Annotated in this window: 12 protein-coding genes; all 12 read left to right on the forward strand. The window is 59.5% G+C overall.

Translation table 11 applies throughout. The features are described from left to right. Positions 1–16: 16 nt before the first annotated feature. Positions 17–1,603, forward strand: coding sequence for a response regulator (locus tag GXP70_RS06270; protein ID WP_162355660.1), 1,587 nt, complete (start codon positions 17–19; stop codon positions 1,601–1,603). Positions 1,604–1,616: 13 nt separating this feature from the next. Continuing rightward, entirely contained in the window at positions 1,617–3,323 is a 1,707-nt protein-coding gene (locus GXP70_RS06275) for a sensor histidine kinase (protein WP_162355661.1), read from the forward strand. A gap of 154 nt (positions 3,324–3,477) precedes the next feature. Then, the gene (locus tag GXP70_RS06280) at positions 3,478–5,499 is read left to right on the forward strand and encodes a type 2 periplasmic-binding domain-containing protein (RefSeq protein ID WP_162355662.1); all 2,022 of its coding nucleotides are present in this window, start codon (positions 3,478–3,480) and stop codon (positions 5,497–5,499) included. Between the two features lie 70 nt (positions 5,500–5,569). Further along, complete coding sequence (locus GXP70_RS06285) at positions 5,570–6,484, forward strand: ABC transporter permease (RefSeq protein ID WP_162355663.1); 915 nt, start codon at positions 5,570–5,572, stop codon at positions 6,482–6,484. 22 nt (positions 6,485–6,506) lie between these two features. Then, positions 6,507–7,406, forward strand: coding sequence for a carbohydrate ABC transporter permease (locus GXP70_RS06290; protein ID WP_162355664.1), 900 nt, complete (start codon positions 6,507–6,509; stop codon positions 7,404–7,406). Between the two features lie 300 nt (positions 7,407–7,706). Beyond that, on the forward strand, positions 7,707–9,674 hold the full coding sequence (locus GXP70_RS06295; protein WP_162355665.1) for a DUF8034 domain-containing protein: 1,968 nt from the start codon (positions 7,707–7,709) through the stop codon (positions 9,672–9,674). Next, on the forward strand, positions 9,675–10,412 hold the full coding sequence (locus GXP70_RS06300; protein ID WP_162355666.1) for a creatininase family protein: 738 nt from the start codon (positions 9,675–9,677) through the stop codon (positions 10,410–10,412). Between the two features lie 228 nt (positions 10,413–10,640). Next, the gene (locus GXP70_RS06305) at positions 10,641–12,398 is read left to right on the forward strand and encodes a cache domain-containing sensor histidine kinase (RefSeq protein ID WP_162355667.1); all 1,758 of its coding nucleotides are present in this window, start codon (positions 10,641–10,643) and stop codon (positions 12,396–12,398) included. Beyond that, positions 12,391–13,791: a helix-turn-helix domain-containing protein gene (locus GXP70_RS06310; RefSeq protein WP_162355668.1), complete on the forward strand. Its 1,401-nt coding sequence runs from the start codon at positions 12,391–12,393 to the stop codon at positions 13,789–13,791. The genes GXP70_RS06305 and GXP70_RS06310 overlap by 8 nt, the downstream gene beginning before the upstream one ends. Before the next feature lie 130 nt (positions 13,792–13,921). Next, positions 13,922–15,685, forward strand: coding sequence for an extracellular solute-binding protein (locus GXP70_RS06315; RefSeq protein ID WP_162355669.1), 1,764 nt, complete (start codon positions 13,922–13,924; stop codon positions 15,683–15,685). A gap of 60 nt (positions 15,686–15,745) precedes the next feature. Then, the gene (locus GXP70_RS06320) at positions 15,746–16,645 is read left to right on the forward strand and encodes an ABC transporter permease (RefSeq protein ID WP_162355670.1); all 900 of its coding nucleotides are present in this window, start codon (positions 15,746–15,748) and stop codon (positions 16,643–16,645) included. Between the two features lie 19 nt (positions 16,646–16,664). Beyond that, positions 16,665–17,552 (forward strand): carbohydrate ABC transporter permease, encoded by an 888-nt coding sequence (locus tag GXP70_RS06325; RefSeq protein ID WP_162355671.1) that lies wholly within the window; start codon positions 16,665–16,667, stop codon positions 17,550–17,552. The last annotated feature ends 187 nt before the right edge of the window (positions 17,553–17,739 follow it).

The raw sequence follows: 17,739 nt of genomic DNA on the forward strand, positions 1-17,739 counted from the left end.
ATCCGAGGTGTTCGAGATGAGAAAGCTGGTCATCGTGGACGACAATCCGCTGGAACGGAACGGATTGCGAAACCTGATCGATTGGGAAAGCATCGGCATTGCGATCGTCGGCGATTTCCGGAACGGCAAGCATGCGCTGGAGCATATTCCGGATCTGGAGCCGGACATCGTGCTCACCGACATTCAAATGCCGATCATGAACGGCATCGAGCTGACGAAGCGATTGAACGCGCTGCAGAAGCGCGCGCAGGTCGTCTTCATGAGCAGCTACGAGCATTTCGAGTACGCGCGCTCGGCCGTGACGCTCGGCGTCGAAGAGTATATTTTGAAACCCGTTCACAAGGACGATCTTCTGGAGACGTTCGGCGCTATCGTGAAGAAGCTGGAGCTGCAGGAGCAGGCGAGGCGCGAACGGGACGAGATCCTGCAGCAAATCGAACGGGCCGCTCCCCTGCTGCGGGAACAGTTGTTCCGGGAGCTGCTGTTCCACGGCGCGTCCGAATCCGCGGAAGAGCGGCTTCGGCTGGCCGGCGTCCGGCCCGCATACGGCGCGCATTATTGCGTCGGCTGCGTGGAATTGGACGGCACGGCGCATGCGGGCGCGCTGGAATCCGTCATCGTCTCGCATGCCGTCAAATCGTTCGCGCAAGCGGCCTGCACCGCGGCTGCGACGGTCATTGCCATCGAGCTGACCTCGCGCAGTTACGCCGTCGCGGCCGTGCTCGATTCGGCCCGCGCGCCGTCCGAAGACGCCGTCGTCGACCTGTTCATCAAGCTGCAGGAGCATCTCTCCATCGCCTACGCCGTCTCCGCAAGCATCGGCATCAGTACGATCGGCGAGCGGCTCGGCGAGCTCCCGAGATTATACGCGGAAGCTTCGGAGGCGATTCGGAGCGACTACCTGAGCGGGAGCGGCCATATCGTCCCGTACCGCCTCGTGCGGGACGAGAGCGACGCCATGGACATGATCCCGTTCGGCAGCTTGCACGCCTGCGTAAGGGAAGCGCTGCATAGCGACGAGGCGGCAGCGGCGGACCGCATCATGCGGCAATTCGTCCACGCGCGCCCGAATCCGTCGAAACGCTATATCGAAGGGCTTCGAATCTCGCTGATCAATTCGATCCAGCTCTTGTTCATCGACGGCAATCACCGGTTCAAACCGGAGGCGAGCGCGCTTATGCAGCTCTCCGGGGAGGGCGCCCCGGGCATCGCGGAGTGGATCGCGTCCGTAATCCGGATCGCGAAGACCGCGCTCTACCCGCAGACGAAGGACCAGTACGACCGGATCGTGGACGATATTACGGCGTTCGTTCAAGAGCGGTACCATGAGCCGCTGACGCTGCAGAACATCGCCGACGCGATCTATTTGAGCCCCAGCCATATGAACAATATTTTCAAAGCCAAGATGGGCAAATCCGTCTTCGACTACCTGATCGAGCTGCGCATCGAAGCCGCCAAGCGGAAGCTGATCAATCCGTACAGCAAAATTTATCTGGTCGCGCAGGAGGTCGGCTACGCGAACAAGTCCCATTTCTGTCAGGTGTTCAAGAAATACACGGGTGCGACGCCGTCGGAATTCAAGCATCGCGCATCCGTCATCTGAAGGAGCGAGCGCCGTGTTTGTACCGATGGCCAGGCGCGTCTACCGCGCCACGCCCAATTTGCAATACCGCCAGCGGATCATGCTCGTGATCCTGCTGTTCACGCTGCTGCCCGTTATCGCGGCGGCCGCCGTCGCGCTGCCGCTGTACAAGCACTACGCGTACGACCGGTTCGTCCGCGTGCAGACGGAGCAAGCGCGGAAATCGGTGGACGGCGTCGAGCGCATCTACCAGAGCAGCATCCAGAAGCTCGTGTTCCTGAACAACAACCCGGTGCTGATGCGGATGCTGAACGAGGATTACCGGGCGGATCTGGCCGGCTACCTCGACATCGCCAACCAGGTCAACTCGCTGATGCGGGCGCTCGAATCCGATCATACGAACGGCGCCGTCCGCGTCTACGGCTTGAAGGATTCGTTGTACAGCAGCGAGTACGTGAAGCGGGCCGACCTGCTGGACCGGCGCATCCTGAACGACGCGATCGGCCTGGCCGATAACCGTATATTGTCGCGCGTGACCGCCGATCCGCTTAACGGCGACCCTGATCTCAGCCTGTTCGGCACAATCGCCGATCTCGGCCAGACGGTCGCGATTACGGAGATGAAGGTACCCTTCGACACGCTGTATCGTTTGTTCGACTACGACATCGCGTACGACGGCTTTATCTTGTACGCCTCCAAGGATAAGCTGTATCCGCTCAACGCCGGGACGGCCGTGCCGGCTATGCCGCCGAACCCCGCCCGTTACCGGATCGTCACCTTTGCCTTTAACGGCAGCGAGGACCGATTCATGCTGTATCTCGACCGCGGCGTGATGTTCCGGCAGTTCCTAAAGCAGCTGATAATGCCGGTGCTGCTGCTGGTCGCGTTCGTCTGCGCGATTTATTTCTCGGTCAAGGCCGTGTCCTTCATCTTGACGAAGCGGTTGTCGGATCTCATGAAGCGGATGAGCATGGATATCCGGCTGTCGAAGGACGAGGCCATCGGCAATCTCCGGATCGAGGACGAATTCGGACTCATCGACCGCCGGTTCCAGTACCTCGTGCAGGAGATCCGCGAGCATTACAACGAGATGAGCGAATCGCGAATCCAGCAGCAGACGCTCGAAGCCGAATTGCTGCAAGTGCATCTCAACCCGCACTTCCTGTACAATACGCTGTCCGCCATCAAATGGTCGTTTCCCGACGAACGCCTCGCAAGCGTGGTGGATTCGCTCGTCAGCTATTACCGGATTTTCTTGAACAAAGGGCAAAGCAGACTGAGCCTGCAACGCGAGCTGGAGATGGTGCGCAATTACCTGGACATTCAGAAATTCGCGTACCAATCCGATTTCGCGTACGACATCGAAGCGGCGCCCGACGTGCTGCAGCAGCCCGTCATCAAGAACATGGTCCAGCCGATCGTGGAGAACGCGATCCTTCACGGCATCAACGGGCTCGAGGGGGGCGGCAGAATCCGGATCCGGGCCTTCCGCGCGCAGGAGGGCTGCCGGATCGTCATCGAGGACAACGGCGTCGGCATGTCCGAGGAGCAGCTGCGCCGCCTGACGGACATGGCGCCGGCCCATGGCGAAGGCGAAGCGGCAGCCATGCCGGGCGGCTACGGCATCTACAACATCCGCCAGCGGCTTGCGCTGTATTACGGCGCCGGCGCGTCCGTCGACGTGCGCAGCGAACCGGGCGCGGGCACGACCGTCACGCTGACGATTCCGGAGGCGCCGTGAGCGATTTCCGATTTTACGATACATTTTGCAAGATCCGTGTCTCGATCAAGGCAGCGCCGTCCGTCATAATGAAGGCATCTGAAAGCGAATTCATAGGCAGCTGCCTTGAAGCGCGTTTCGCGGGGCGGCGCAAATTCGGGAGGGATGGGCTTATATGGGGGCAAAGCGGAAATGGCTGGCGCATCTGGGCACGATCGCGGTGATCGCGGCCGTCGTCACGGGATGCAGCTCGAACGACACGGGCAGCACGAACGCGTCGAACAAGGCGGGCGATGCGGCGAACAAGCCGGGCAGCGGGACGAACGAGGCGGGCAAGGCGGAGAATACGTCTGCGTCGAACAAGGCAAGCGGAACGAACGACGAAGGGAACAAAGGCACGGCGAATAACGGCGCTGCGGACGAGGTGCAGCCGATCCCGGCGGATGTGCAGGATTCCTCCGATCTGCCGGATTGGAAAGGCAAGCAGCTCAGCCTGAACATCTGGTACTCGCATGGCACCGGGGGCGGCTTGATCGACACGCGCAAGTCCAAAGGCGACGTCGTGACGCCGGAGATCGCCCGCGTGACGGGCGTCACGCTCGATATCGCCAAGTCGTTCGACAACGCGGGACAGACCGCCGAAGTGAAGACGGGGCTGCTGGCCGCCTCGAACAACTGGCCGGCCCTGGTCGACAACGCGGACTTGAAGGCACTGGTGGACGCCGACAAGGTGTACGACCTGACGGAGCTGCTGCCCAAGTACGCGCCGAACATCATGCGCAAGATTCCGCTGTCGCTGAAGACGATCTGGGAAGGCGATTCGCGCGTATCCGCCGGCCAGAAGGGCAAAATCTACGCCGTGCCGACGACGCTGAGCATGCCGCTCACGGAGCTGGACAGCACGATCGACAAGAACAAGTACAGCTTCCTCTCCACGCCGGACGATAACTTCAGCTACATTTGGGTGCGGGACGATATCCTGAAGAAGCTGTACCCGAACGCCAAGACGCAGAAGGAACTCGAAGCGATGTATGTCCAGAACGGCACCTTCACCCAAGACCAGATCCTCGACGTGCCGATCAATTCCAAAGCAGACTTCGTCAATTTCCTCTACGACATCAAGAAGCTCGGCATCAAAGAAGGCAATCAGCCGGTATCGCCGTTCTACACGTTCTCCGGCCAGGACAACTGGGCGCTCATGGCGTTCCTGGGCGGCCTGGTGGACGGCTATTCCATGGACAACAACTACTTCACTTATTGGGATAAGCAGACGCAGAAGGTCGAGTTCATGTACGACAAGCCGTTCTTCAAGGAATCGCTCCGTACATGGGATCAGCTGCTGCGCGACGGCGTCGCGTCCAAGGAGGCGCTGCTCGACCCGTACAATACGTTCAAGGAGAAGCTCGACAACGGCATGTACGCCGTCAGCTACGCCTGGCTGCAGCCCGATCCGAGCGTGCTCGCGAAGGCCGGCAAGACGTATGCCTACCGCAAGGTGTACCTGAACATTCCGACGGACGACAGCCGCTACGTCATGTACAAGGCGGCGCCGGGGACGTTGGAGAACATCGCGATATTCAAGGACAAAGTAAAGCCGGAGGACGTGCCGCAAGTGCTGCGCTGGCTCGACTTCCTGGAATCGGACGCGGGCGAGAAGCTGAATTTCTGGGGGCCGCGCAGCGCCGGACTGTTCAAGGAGGACGCGGACGGCAAGCGAACCTACGTCGATCCGGAGCTCGAGCAGCACATGGTCTACCAGCAGCCGAGCCCCAAAGGCCTCTTCTATAACTTGAAGAACGGCACGGCGGACTCCGGCCTGCACAATTATTTCAGCTACGCGACGACCAGCAAGTTCAGTCCGATCTACTCGTACGACCGCGAGCGCAATGCGAGCGACGTCTATAAATTCTTCAATATCGCGCTCGTGCGGCCGTTCAAGGAAGTCGTCTCGCTCACGCCGGACATTTACAACTACACGGCGGACATCCCGGAAGCCGACAAGGCATGGAAAGCGCGGACGGCGTTCGAGAACGCGCTGACGAAAGTGATCGCGGCTTCGTCCGACAGCCAATTCGAGAAGCTGTACAACGATTTCGTCACGATCGCGCAGAAAAGCGGTTATACCGACGAGCTGGCGCAGAAAATCGATGCCGCCTTCCGCGTCAAGAACGCGGACAACATGGACAGCTTGAAATAAGCCAATGCATACGCGGAATGCCGTCTTCGCGCGCGGGGGCGGCATTCCGGAGCTAACGGGAGTGATCGACGTGACGGCTTTACGAACGTTCAAGAAACGGGTCGCCAAGAACGGCCAATTATATCTGCTGCTCTTCCCGGCCTTCGCGCTGGTCTTCGTCTTCGCCTATATTCCGATGCCGGGCGTCGTCTTGTCCTTCATGAACTACGACATGTTCGAAGGATTCAGCGGCAGCGAATGGGTGGGCCTGGAGCATGTGCGGGCGATCTTCGAGCTTCCGATGATGACGGAATCGATCTGGAATACGCTGCTGGTCAGCATCCTGACGCTTGTCGTCTGCTTCCCGGCCCCGATCATGCTGGCAATCCTGTTGAACGAGCTCAGGCTGGCCGTGTTCAAGCGGGTCGTGCAGACCGTGTTCTATCTGCCGCATTTTCTGTCGTGGATCTCGGTCATCGGCATCGCCTACGGGTTCTATGCCCTCTATGGCCCGCTCAACGATCTGCGTATCTTCCTGTTCGGGCCCGGCACGGAGCGCCTCATGTTCCTGGCCAACCAGCACTGGTTCATTCCGAACGTGCTGCTGCTGTCGATGTGGAAGGAGCTCGGCTGGAGCACGATCATCTTCCTTGCATCGATCGCATCCATCGACCAGCAACTGTACGAAGCGGCCTACATGGACGGCGCGGGCCGGTTCAAGCAGACGCTCCACGTCACGCTTCCGGGGATCGTTCCGACCATCGTCATCCTGCTCATTTTGAATTTGGGCAACCTGTTCCAGAGCAATTTCGAGCTGATCTACGGTCTGCAGAACCCGTACGTCAATTTCGAGGTCATCTCGACCATCGTGTTCAAGCAGGGCATTCAGCAAGGCGCGTACGGCTTGGCGACCGCGCTCGGCTTCGTTCAAGGACTCGTCGCTCTCGTGCTGACGATCACGGCGAACAGGATCGCCCGCAAAGCGAGCGGCATCGGCATTTGGTAAACGGAGAGGAGCAGGCGAAGCGATGAGATACGACAGTCTAGGATCCAGGCTTTTCGGCTGGGCGAACATCGCCTTCATGGTGTTGTTCGCCTGCGCGTCGATTTATCCGTACATCAACACGTTCGCCGTCGCGCTCAACGACGGCACGGACACGATGCTCGGGGGCATCACGGTGTATCCCCGCCAGTTCACGCTGGCGAATTTCCACTCGCTGCTCGCGGACGACAGCATTATCCGCGCGCTCGCGCTGTCCGTCGTGCGGGTCGTCGTCGGCACCGCGCTCGCGCTGCTCGTCCAATTCACTGCGGCTTACGTCTTCGCCAACCGCGGATTGTACGGCCGGACGACGCTGCTCGTCTACTTCATGATCCCGATGTTTTTCGGCGGGGGGCTGATTCCTACGTATCTGCTCTACTCCAAGCTGCACCTGCTCAATAACTTTCTGGTCTACGTGCTGCCCGGCGCGTTCGCGTTCTTCAACATGATCATTATCCGCACGTACCTGTACACGATTCCCGACAGCTTGGTCGAGTCGGCGAAGATGGACGGCGCCGGCGAGTTTCGCATCTTGAGCAGAATCATTCTGCCGCTGTCGATGCCGATCGTGGCGACCATCGCGCTGTGGACCGCCGTCAATAACTGGAACGACTGGACGACGACCTTGACGTTCGTCACGGATCAGAGCCTGTTCACGCTGCAGTACAAGCTGATGCAGATCATCAAGGAAAGCGACATGGCGGCCAGCTTGATCCAGGAAGCGCTCCAGCGCGGCGATACGACGGCGCAGAGCCGCGTCCGGATCACGCCGGATTCGATCCGGTCGGCGCAGGTCATCCTGACGACGCTGCCGATCATTCTCGTGTACCCGTTCCTGCAGAAGTATTTCATCAAGGGAGCTTTGATCGGGTCGGTGAAGGAGTAGCGGCCGCGTCCCCGGCTGTCGACGCCGGGCCGGGGCGCCGGCTTAACGATACCGGGGTTGGGGCGCCGCCGTCCAAGAACATAAGCGCCGCCTCCTATCGGGGCGTCGTCATTCAACAACGCACGCTCCGCCTCTATGCCGAGGAGCCGTCACTCGCCAACGCAAGTGCCGCCTCTATGCGCGCGAGAAGTGCAAATAAGCCCCTAATGTGCAGCATAGACCGTATGCCTCCGCGCCGGGCGGCGGCTATAATCAGCCTATCTCCAATACGCAGGGCCGAAAGGGGCATATGGGCGAACGATGAGAACGATAACGGGAGCGAAACGGTACGGGCGCGCGCCGCGCTGGGCCGAGCTGGAACGGACGCTGATCGATCGGATGAACGCTTCGGCGGAGCCGCTGCTTGCGAAATACGTCCATCCGGACGGGACGATTCTATGGCCGACGACGCCGGACCATACCGGCATCGACGCGCTTGACGACGCGTACGAGAGCTTTCACAATTGGCCGCTGTTCTATATGATCGGCGGCGACGACCGGTTCCTGGCCTGGTCGCAAAAGGAATTCGACGCCATCACCCGCCAGTTCGGGCGCTATGACTGCGGCCATGGCCATCCGATGGTGGTGAACGAGTACGAGCAGGGCTACGATTGGTTCCATCAGGCCGAGGGGTACCTGTTCTTCTATTTGCAGTGCATGGCCGCCGGACCGGGAGACGCCCGGAACCGCGAACGCGCCAAACGCTTCGCGGGATTGTACATGAACGAGGACCCGGCCGCGCCGAATTACGACGAGGCGCTTAATTTGATTCGCGGCGCTCACACCGGCAGCATGGGACCGGCTTACCGCAATTTCACGGGCGAGCCCTGGCTTTACGAGGAGTGGAAGAAGTGGTGGGGGCTTCCCTTTCACGATATTCCCGGCGTGACCTCCGTCTACGACCTGGCCGATCCGCATAAAGCGGCGCTGATGGGGAAGGCGATCCAGGCGCGCCAAGCGCGAGGCGACGTGCCGGTCAATATCGGCGTCACGACGATGGCGGCCAACGCCTGGCTGCTGACGGGCGAGGAGAAGTACGCCGCCTGGACGCTGCGTTATATCGACGGCTGGCTGGAACGCGTCGAGCGGAACGGCGGCATCGTACCGGATAACGTAGGTCTTGGCGGCATGATCGGCGAGCATATCGACGGCAAATGGTACGGCGGCTACTACGGCTGGACATGGCCGCACGGCTGGGATGCCATCGGCAACGCGATGATCGTCGGCGCGGAGAACGGCTATCTCGTCTCGGGCGACGAACGCTACCTCGAATTGCTGCGCTCGCAGCTCGACGTCTTGATCGCGCGTGGCGTGGAGCGGGACGGCCTGCTCCACGTGCCGCATAAGTACGGCGATCCCGGCGCGATGTTCATGACGTCGAACGCACATGCGATCGCGTCGAGCGAAGGAATCGACCTGTCGGCGGACGGCTGGTTCGAGTTCCGTCCGGCGGAAGGCAAATTCGCGGCGCATCTCTGGTACATGTCGCAGCGGGCGGACGACCTGGAGCGGCTGAAGCGGATGCGCAATCCGCAAGGCGCGGAGTGGACGTCGATCGGCAGATCCTCGTCCAAGAACCAAGGCGGTCACGAGACCGCATGGATCGCCTATCTGGAAGGGCGCTATCCCGACTATCCGGAAGCGATCCTGACGTACAATCTGGAACAGGTCGGGGAACGGCTGCTGTTCATGGAGACGGACGCGCAGGATCCGGCCGAATACAAGGATTGGTACTTGCAGGTCCGCAATCCGATTACGGCCGAAGGGCTCGTCAATCTGACGATGGGCGGCCTGCAGCCGGAATATAACGGCGGACTGCCGATGGTGCGGCTGATGTATTACGACGTCCGGCGCAGCCGGCCGGGGCTGCCGCTTGACGTCGGCGCGCTCGTGTCGGGGATGGACGCGGCGTCCGTTACCGTGACGCTCGTCAACCTGCATCCGACCGAGGAACGCGAGCTTATCGTTCGCGCGGGCGCCTATGGCGAGCATCGGTTCACGTCCGCGATTCATGCCGCCGCCGATGCCGATGCCGTTGTCTCCGGCAGCGCGGCGGCCGAAGAGACATTCATCGGGGATTCGACGTTCAAGCTTCGTCTGCTGCCGGGCTGCGAATGGAGCGCCGTGATCGGCATGGAGCGTTTCGTCGGGCAGCCGTGCTACGCGGGACATGAACCATGGGGCGCGGCGAAGCCTTCCGCTTCCGAATCGGCGGGGGAGGGCGCGTAGATGCGATACGTCATGATGAAGCCCGACGAGATCCGGGAGGCGGTGCGGCGCAACGTGCCGGTGCTGCTCGCGGCCGGAGCGGTCGAGTATCACGGTCCCCATCTGCCGATCGGCACGGACGTCCTGATCGCTGAGAGCCTGATCGAACGGGTAGCCGGGAGATGCGAATGCATCGTGTTGCCGCCGCTGCCGTTCGCGCCGACGATGCTGTGGGCGGCCGGGCCTGCGGACGGCGAGTTCGATTTCGATCCCGACGCGCTGGCCGGCTATGCGGAGGAGCTGTTCCGCGGGCTGCTCGCCGTCGGCTTCCGGCGCATCTATGTCGTCCAGCATCATCAGGGACGCGAAGGACTTCCCGCGCTGACGCTGAGACGGGCAGCCGCCAAGGTGACCCGTGCGCTTACGCTGGACTGGGGGGCGGAATGGGGCAGGGAGCGGGCGCCGCTGCCGGAACCGGCTATTTTCTCGCTCATACGCGTGGCGCAGATCGATGAATTCGCGGCGTACGCGTCGCCGGAAGCCGAGCGGATTCCGATCGGCCATGCGGGCAAAGGCGAGACGCAGCTCATATGGGCCGCTTACCCGGATGCCGTAGAAATGGATAAATTCCACGCGCTGGCGGCGAGCGAGCCGCTGCCTTCCTGGCTGCTCGACACGGCGGAGGCATCGCGCGAGGAAGGGGAACGGTGGCTGGACTTCTGCGCGGAGGGCTGGGTCAAGGAGCTTACGAGAGCGTAGACCGAGCGTTGCTCGGCATCGGCAACGGCTGGAATTCGGCGCTGCCGCAGGGCTAATCGGCCTGTTATATCGATGGGGGGAGCCTTCGCGGCTCCCCCCATCGTACGTTTTTCACACGTTCATCGCACCAAATTCCAACTAAATTGTTCGGCGGCCGGGGCTATAATGAGAGGGATCGTCTACTAAAGCGCTTACATTCATTCGCGACCCTGAGGAGGCTGACACTTTTTGCTGCACAGCTATTTCGGCCTGTCTATGACGCATTCGCTCAAATCCCGCTTGATCGTCGTCTTGCTCTTCGCGGCGGTATTCCCGGTCTCGCTGATCGGCGGCATATCCTACTATACCATCACCCAGCTTCAGGCCGGGAAATTGGAGAAGGGCATTCAGAATACGCTGGATCAGGAGAAGATGAACCTGGACGCGACGCTCAGCAACATGGATTACGCCTCCCAGCAGCTCGCCTTGTTCGGCGATATTCGCAATCACTACAAGGAGTACGTCAGCCGCAAGGATCCGCTGGATCGCGCGGATATCGAGAAAGACGTGTACAAGTATACGACCATCGTTAACTATACCAACCCCGATCTTGGATTCATGTCCTATTACTTCCCGGATGACGACGCGTTTCTCTTCTCCAATATGAACGTCAATCCCGACTTGCATATCGCTCGATTCTCGAAGATCGCCACGCCCTACGCCGGCCTTCAGTTCCTCGGTCCCCACCGCACGCTCTATCCGTACAGCGACAATACGGTGCTGTCCGTGCTGCGCACCGTAAGCGGCGGATCGGGCGAGAAGCGAATCGCCGTATATATCGAGACGAACTTCAAAGTATTCCGGGACCGGCTCTCGAGCCTACCCTACGGCATGCCGATCGCCCATATCTTGCTGAGCTCGGACGGCCAAACGATCTACAGCGAGAACGCCGATGCATTTCCGCTCGGGCAGCCGGTCTCCATGGAGAAGGTGCAAGGCCGACCGTACTTCCGCCAAGGCGATTATATTCTGTTCGTCTCGAAGGGAGCCATCGGATGGACGCTGCTGACCGTCGTTCCGAAGACGGAGTTTTTCCGCGAAAGGAACGATTGGATCCTGCACTTCGCGCTGGTCGGACTGCTGTCGGTCGCGATCAGCCTGGTGCTCGCTTGGCTGATTTGGCGGACGATCTATCGCCCGCTCGTTCGCGTGAATCGGTATTTGCAGCATATCGCGGCGACGCGCTTCAACGAACCGATCCGTCCGACGGGCGTCACCGAATTCGACGAGCTGCTCGGCACGTTCGGATATATGAAGAGCGAGATTGTCAATTTGCTGGCCGAAGTCGAGTCGAAGGAACGGAATAAGCGCGAACTGGAAGTGGAGAAGCTGCTCTACCAGATCAACCCGCATTTTATCCACAATACGCTCAACACGGTGCAGTGGCTGGCGAAGATGAACGGCCAGCGCGATATTTTCGAACTGGTGTCCTACTTTATCGAGGTGCTCGATTATAACCTCGGCAAGGAAGGCAAAGTCGTGACGGTCAGGCAGGAGCTCAAGGCGCTGGACGATTACGTCAGCCTGCAGCGCATCCGCTATCAGCATCAGTTCCATGTGGTGTACGACATCGACGAGCGGGCGAAGGACGTTCCGTTCCCGAGGTTCCTGCTGCAGCCCTTGGTGGAGAACGCGCTGTATCACGGCTTCCGGAACAAGAACGGTTACATAACGGTTGGAATGGCCTTGGAAGAAGACGGCGGCATCCTCATACGCATCGCGGATAACGGCGAAGGAATGTCGCCGGAGCAGCTCGGCAAGCTGTTCGAGAAGCCGGCAGAGGGCGCCAAAAAGGCAGGGCTCGGCATCGGGCTGTCGTATGTTCACAAGATGCTTCACTCATTTTACGGCGATCGTTTCGTCCTCGGAGCGACGAGCGAAGCGGGAGCCGGCACGACGATCACGATCCGGCTTCCCGCGCGGATGGAGGGGACATCAGATGATTAGGACGCTGTTTGTCGAAGACGAATATTTCGTTCGCCAAGGGTTTATTCATTCGCTGCCATGGGCGAAATACGGCATGCGAATCATCGGCGAGGCCGATAACGGAGAAGCCGCGCTCGAATTTCTGCGGGATCACGAGGTGGATCTGCTCGTTACCGATTTGACGATGCCGATCAAATCCGGTCTGGAGCTGCTGCACGAAGCAAAGACGCTGTATCCGTCGCTTCCCGCCGTCGTATTGACCTGCCATCGGGATTTCGACTGCGTCCAGGAGGCGCTGCGGCTGGGAGCCGTCGATTACATCGTCAAGACGAGGCTGGATTCGGAAGAAATCGAGCAATCCCTGAACCGTATCCGCGAGCGCTTGGCCGAGAGGGCCGCGGATGCCAGCCGGGCTTCCGCCGGACTGGTGCTCGTTCCGCTCGCCGGAGCCGAGGAAGCGTGGCGGGACCGCGTTCTCCACGCATGCAGAGGCGCTATGAGCGAGCTTCCGGCAGGGGCCTGGTTCCTCCCGGAGCCGCCCGGCGCCGAATGGGAACGGGTTGCCGGAGAGGCGGCCTCGGCCGGTTGGGCCGCGGTGCAAGTAACGGGACACCGGCAGGAGGACAGCCGAACGGTGAAGGAATTGCTCTCGGCGTACGTGACCCGTGCGTTTCCTTATCGATGGGCGCCGCGCGGCGGCATGCTCAAGGTCTCGATCAGGGATGCCAAGCAAAGCGCCGCGGCGAAGACGAACAGCGCCGAGGACATGGCCGAGATCGCGAAGCACTGGCGAAGCTACGGCTGGGTGTTCGAAGAAGCGGAATTCAAAGACTGGCTGACGCTCGTGCAGGATAGGGAACCGCCGCTTGCGAAGCTGAGACCGTTAGTGGAAGAGGCCGCCAGCGGCTGGGCAATGAGCGAAGGCATGCGGACGGCAGGGCTCAAGTTGAGGGAAGAACGGGATTTTATGTGGGAGACGTGGACCGGCCGGTTGACGGACGCGCGAGGCTGCCTGCTGAGGCGGTTCGCCTCGCTTCACCATTCGCGCGAAGTGTATGCGAGCGCGCTCCGGTCGCTCGATGTCATTCGCGAGGCGCTGAAGAACGGCTTGAATCAGGTCGAGGTGGCTCGAGTCGTCGGACTGAGCCGCAGCTACTTCAGCCAAGTGTTCAAGGATACGTTCGGCATGTCGTTCAACGAATACGTGCGGGCGTACAGCATCAGCAACGCGAGGAAGCTGCTGATCCAAACCTCCTATCCCATCTATTGGATCGCGGAACAATCGGGCTTCCAGGACGAACGGTATTTCAGCCGGGTATTCCGGGAAAGCACGGGCCTGCTTCCGTCCGAGTACCGGATTCGCTACGCGGGTATTCGCGGCGGCAAGTCGGAATCCGGTCTGGAAAGCGTGTGAATACGGTTTCCCGCGGAGGAAAAAGAGAACGGTTTTCAACATTCGATCAAACGCGCTTCTCTATGGATGAGAGCGCATTCCATGTAAGCTGAATGCAGCAGGTCAATCGAAGAGGAAAGAAGGGGTAGACATGAGAAAAAGAAGCGCGGGGCTGGCAATGGCCGCCGCTGCGATGCTTGTCCTGGCGGCTTGTTCGAATGCAAACAACGGGGGGGACCAAGCGTCCCAGTCCGAAGGCGCAAGTCCCGCCGGTACGGAGAGCGCCCAAACGAACGCTTCGGGGAACGCGAACCAGACCGTGGAGAAGGCCGATCCGTTCGGCAAATATCCGGAAACCTTGAATCTTCAGGTCATCTACGACCGCAACTCGGAGTCGGAGAAGCAGTTCATTCCCGGCAGCTCGTACGAATCGAACTGGAATACCGATTTCTGGCTCGATCAGCTGAATATCAAGCCGGTCGTGAAATGGAGCGCTCCGTCCGGGGACCAATACAATCAGAAGTACAACCTGATGTTCGCCAGCAACGATCTGCCCGATATGTTTATTCTCAAATCGACCGACGGCCGGCAGTCCGCCCGCAGCATGCTGAAGAAGCTTGTCGACGCCGACATGGTCGAAGATTTGACCGACGTATACAGTCAGTACGCCTCCGACGAAGTCAAGGATTACTATAAGTCGTTCGAGAACAAGACGCTCGATTACGCGTCGTTCGACGGCAAGATGTACGGTCTGCCTTCGCAGGGCGATACGTACGCCAACGTGCAGATTCTGTGGGTCCGCCAGGACTGGCTTGACAAGCTCGGCCTGCAGCCGCCGAAGACGGTAGACGATCTGCTGAATGTGGCCCGGGCGTTCAAGAACCAGGATCCGGACGGCAACGGCAAGGCGGACACGATCGGGCTCGCCTTGCAGAACCAATTCATGGATCCGTCCTTCGTCGACGCCGTCTCGATCTTCAACGCGTTCAACGCGTTTCCGAAAAGCTGGGTCAAGGATAGCGGCGGCAGCGTGGTCTGGGGCGGCATTCAACCGGAGAACAAGCAGGCGCTGCAAGTCATGGCCACGATGTACAAGGAAGGATTGCTCGACTCCGAGTTCGCACTGAAAGACGGCAACAAAGTGACGGAAATGATCACATCGGGCCATGCCGGCATGGAGATCGGCTCTTGGTGGAACGGCAGCTACCCGTTGACGTTCAATATCGACAGCGATCCGAAGGCCGATTGGCGCGCGTATACGTTCTCGACGGACAATAAAGTCCATGCCGTCATGGATTTCCCGACGAACCAATTCCTGGTCGTGAAGAAAGGGTTCGCGAATCCGGAAGCGGCCGTCAAGATCCTGAACGTCTCCACGAAGCTCAGCCATTCCGGCTACCAGGAGACGATCGACCGGCGCAACGAACTGAACGAAAAATACGGCACCGACAAGAGCGACGCGCCGACGATCATTCCGAACTTCGGCATCGGGTACCTGGATACGACGCTGCAGAGCGTCAAGAGGTTCGAAGACATCTTTGACGGCAAAGCGACGGAAGACACGCTCACCGTCGGAGAGAAGCAAATTTTCGATAATTCGCTGAAACCGAACCACGACAACCCGCGCAAGGATGCGGGCAAATACAAGGATTATATCAACTGGATGTCGGCGCTCTCGGCGATCGCGCATTCCGATCTGGACATTCAATGGAACGCGTTCAACGGCTCGACGCCGACTTACGATGCCAAGATGGGCTCGCTCACGGATAAGCAGCTGCAAGCGTTTACGAAGATTATCATGAACAAGGAACCGATCGACTACTTCGACACCTTCGTCAAGGAATGGAAAGCGCAGGGCGGCGACCAGATCACCAAAGAAGTGAATGACGAGATCGCCAAGGAAAGCGGCAACTGAAACTATTGACCGTCCGGCCGGACAGAACCAGTCCGGCCGGTATGGCGGGAGCGTGCGCGTATGACAAAATGGCTGAGAAACGATCAATTTCATTACCATATCATGCTGTTACCCGTATTCGTCCTGTTTATTTTATTTCAAGTCTTTCCGATCTACGGCGTGACGCTCGCCTTCAAGCATTTCATTCCGACCAAAGGCATACTCGGATCTCCTTGGGCGGGACTGGAGCAGTACAAATTCCTGGTGCAAAATCCGGAAATCTGGCGGGTGCTGCGCAATACGCTGATCATCTCGGTCGGCAAGCTGATCACGCTCCTGATCGTGCCGATCGTGCTGGCGCTGATGCTGAACGAGCTGCGGGTCAAGTGGTTCAAGCGTTCCGTGCAGACGATCACGTATTTGCCGCACTTCTTGTCCTGGGTCATACTGGCGGGCATCTTCCGCGACATCCTGTCGACCCACGGGATTATCAATCACCTAATGGAGACGATCTTCGGCCTGAACCCGGTCATGTACCTCGGGAGCAACGTCTGGTTCCGTCCGATTATCATATTGTCCAACATGTGGAAGGAGATGGGCTTCTCCACCGTCATCTACCTGGCCGCCCTGACGAGCATCAATTCCACCTTGTACGAAGCGGCCGACATCGACGGCGCCTCGCGCCTGCAGAAGATCCGGCATGTCTCGATTCCCGGAATCGCCATGGTGATCGCCCTCTTGGCCACGCTGAGCTTGAACGGCATTCTGTACGCGGGCTTCGATCAGATCTACAACCTCTATAACGTCATCGTATACGATACGGGCGACGTCATCGAGACATGGGTGTTCCGCAACGGGCTGGTCGGGGCGCAGTACGAGCTCGGAACCGCGGTCAGCCTCGTCAACAGCATTATCGGCCTGCTGCTCGTGGCGCTCACGTATACGCTGGCTTACCGCTTCGCCAACTACCGCATCTTCTAGTCCAAAAGGAGAACAGGCCATGATTACTTCCAAAACATTCGGATCGCGGGCATTCGATACGGTGATTATCGTTATCCTGCTGGCCATTTCGCTCGCCACGCTTTTCCCGATCCTGCATACCGTCGCCGTGTCGCTAAGCAACCCGGCGATCGCCAGCTCCGGGACGATCGTCGCCTGGCCCAAAGGATGGTCTTGGAACGCCTATGCGCGCGTGATGGACGATCATCAGTTCTTCACGTCGCTCTGGGTATCGGTGAAGCGGATCGTCATCACGCTTGTGCTCGGCACGGTTGTCACCTATCTGGCGGCGTTCCCGTTCTCCCGCGAGACCAAGGACTTCCGCATGCGGAACGTCTACTTATGGATCCTGCTCATTGTCGGCAGCTTCAACGGCGGCATCATCCCGAGTTACATGAACGCCAGAAATCTTCACCTGTACGACAACTTCTGGATTCTGGTGCTGCCGTACCTGTTCAACTTCGGCAATATCCTGCTTGTGTTCAACTTCTGGCGCAATCTTCCGAAAGAACTGGACGACTGCGCCAATATCGACGGCGCAGGACCCTGGGTCAAGCTAGTCACGCTTTACTTTCCGCTGTCGCTTCCCGTACTTGCGACGATATCGCTATTCACGATCGTCAATACGTGGAACGAATACTTCCAAGCGATCGTGTACATTAATAATGCGCATCTATTGCCGCTCCAGACCTACTTGCAGCAGATCGTCGTCACGATCGATCCGACCCGGCCGGAGGATATCGGCAAGGGCGGGGCGCTGTCCGAAGTATCCAACCAGACGCTCGACGCGGCGAAGATCGCGCTGACGATGCTGCCGGTCCTGTTCGTTTATCCCTTCCTGCAGCGATTCTTCATCCACGGCATTACGCTCGGTTCGGTCAAAGAATAGATCATGGCCATATACGGCGCAAGACAAGAAGCCTTCCTGCAGCGCGATCCGCGGCAGCGAAGGCTTCGTGCCGTGTATTCGAAGGCGGCGCTCCCGGCCGAACCGGGCCTAATTCGACAAAATAAGCGGTTGAAGCAGCAGGGGACTGCCTCTATAATAGAGCTACATCATATTATCGATTATCGAT

This window comes from Paenibacillus lycopersici, assembly GCF_010119935.1.
Classification (GTDB): Bacteria; Bacillota; Bacilli; order Paenibacillales; family Paenibacillaceae; genus Paenibacillus_Z; species Paenibacillus_Z lycopersici.

Excerpts from the sequence above, each read along its gene's own strand:
- GXP70_RS06315 (WP_162355669.1), top strand. The coding sequence starts at position 13,922 with ATGAGAAAAAGAAGCGCGGGGCTGGCAATGGCCGCCGCTGCGATGCTT.
- GXP70_RS06280 (WP_162355662.1), top strand. The coding sequence starts at position 3,478 with ATGGGGGCAAAGCGGAAATGGCTGGCGCATCTGGGCACGATCGCGGTG.
- GXP70_RS06310 (WP_162355668.1), top strand. The coding sequence starts at position 12,391 with ATGATTAGGACGCTGTTTGTCGAAGACGAATATTTCGTTCGCCAAGGG.
- GXP70_RS06320 (WP_162355670.1), top strand. The coding sequence starts at position 15,746 with ATGACAAAATGGCTGAGAAACGATCAATTTCATTACCATATCATGCTG.
- GXP70_RS06325 (WP_162355671.1), top strand. The coding sequence starts at position 16,665 with ATGATTACTTCCAAAACATTCGGATCGCGGGCATTCGATACGGTGATT.
- GXP70_RS06270 (WP_162355660.1), top strand. The coding sequence starts at position 17 with ATGAGAAAGCTGGTCATCGTGGACGACAATCCGCTGGAACGGAACGGA.
- GXP70_RS06290 (WP_162355664.1), top strand. The coding sequence starts at position 6,507 with ATGAGATACGACAGTCTAGGATCCAGGCTTTTCGGCTGGGCGAACATC.
- GXP70_RS06295 (WP_162355665.1), top strand. The coding sequence starts at position 7,707 with ATGAGAACGATAACGGGAGCGAAACGGTACGGGCGCGCGCCGCGCTGG.
- GXP70_RS06300 (WP_162355666.1), top strand. The coding sequence starts at position 9,675 with ATGCGATACGTCATGATGAAGCCCGACGAGATCCGGGAGGCGGTGCGG.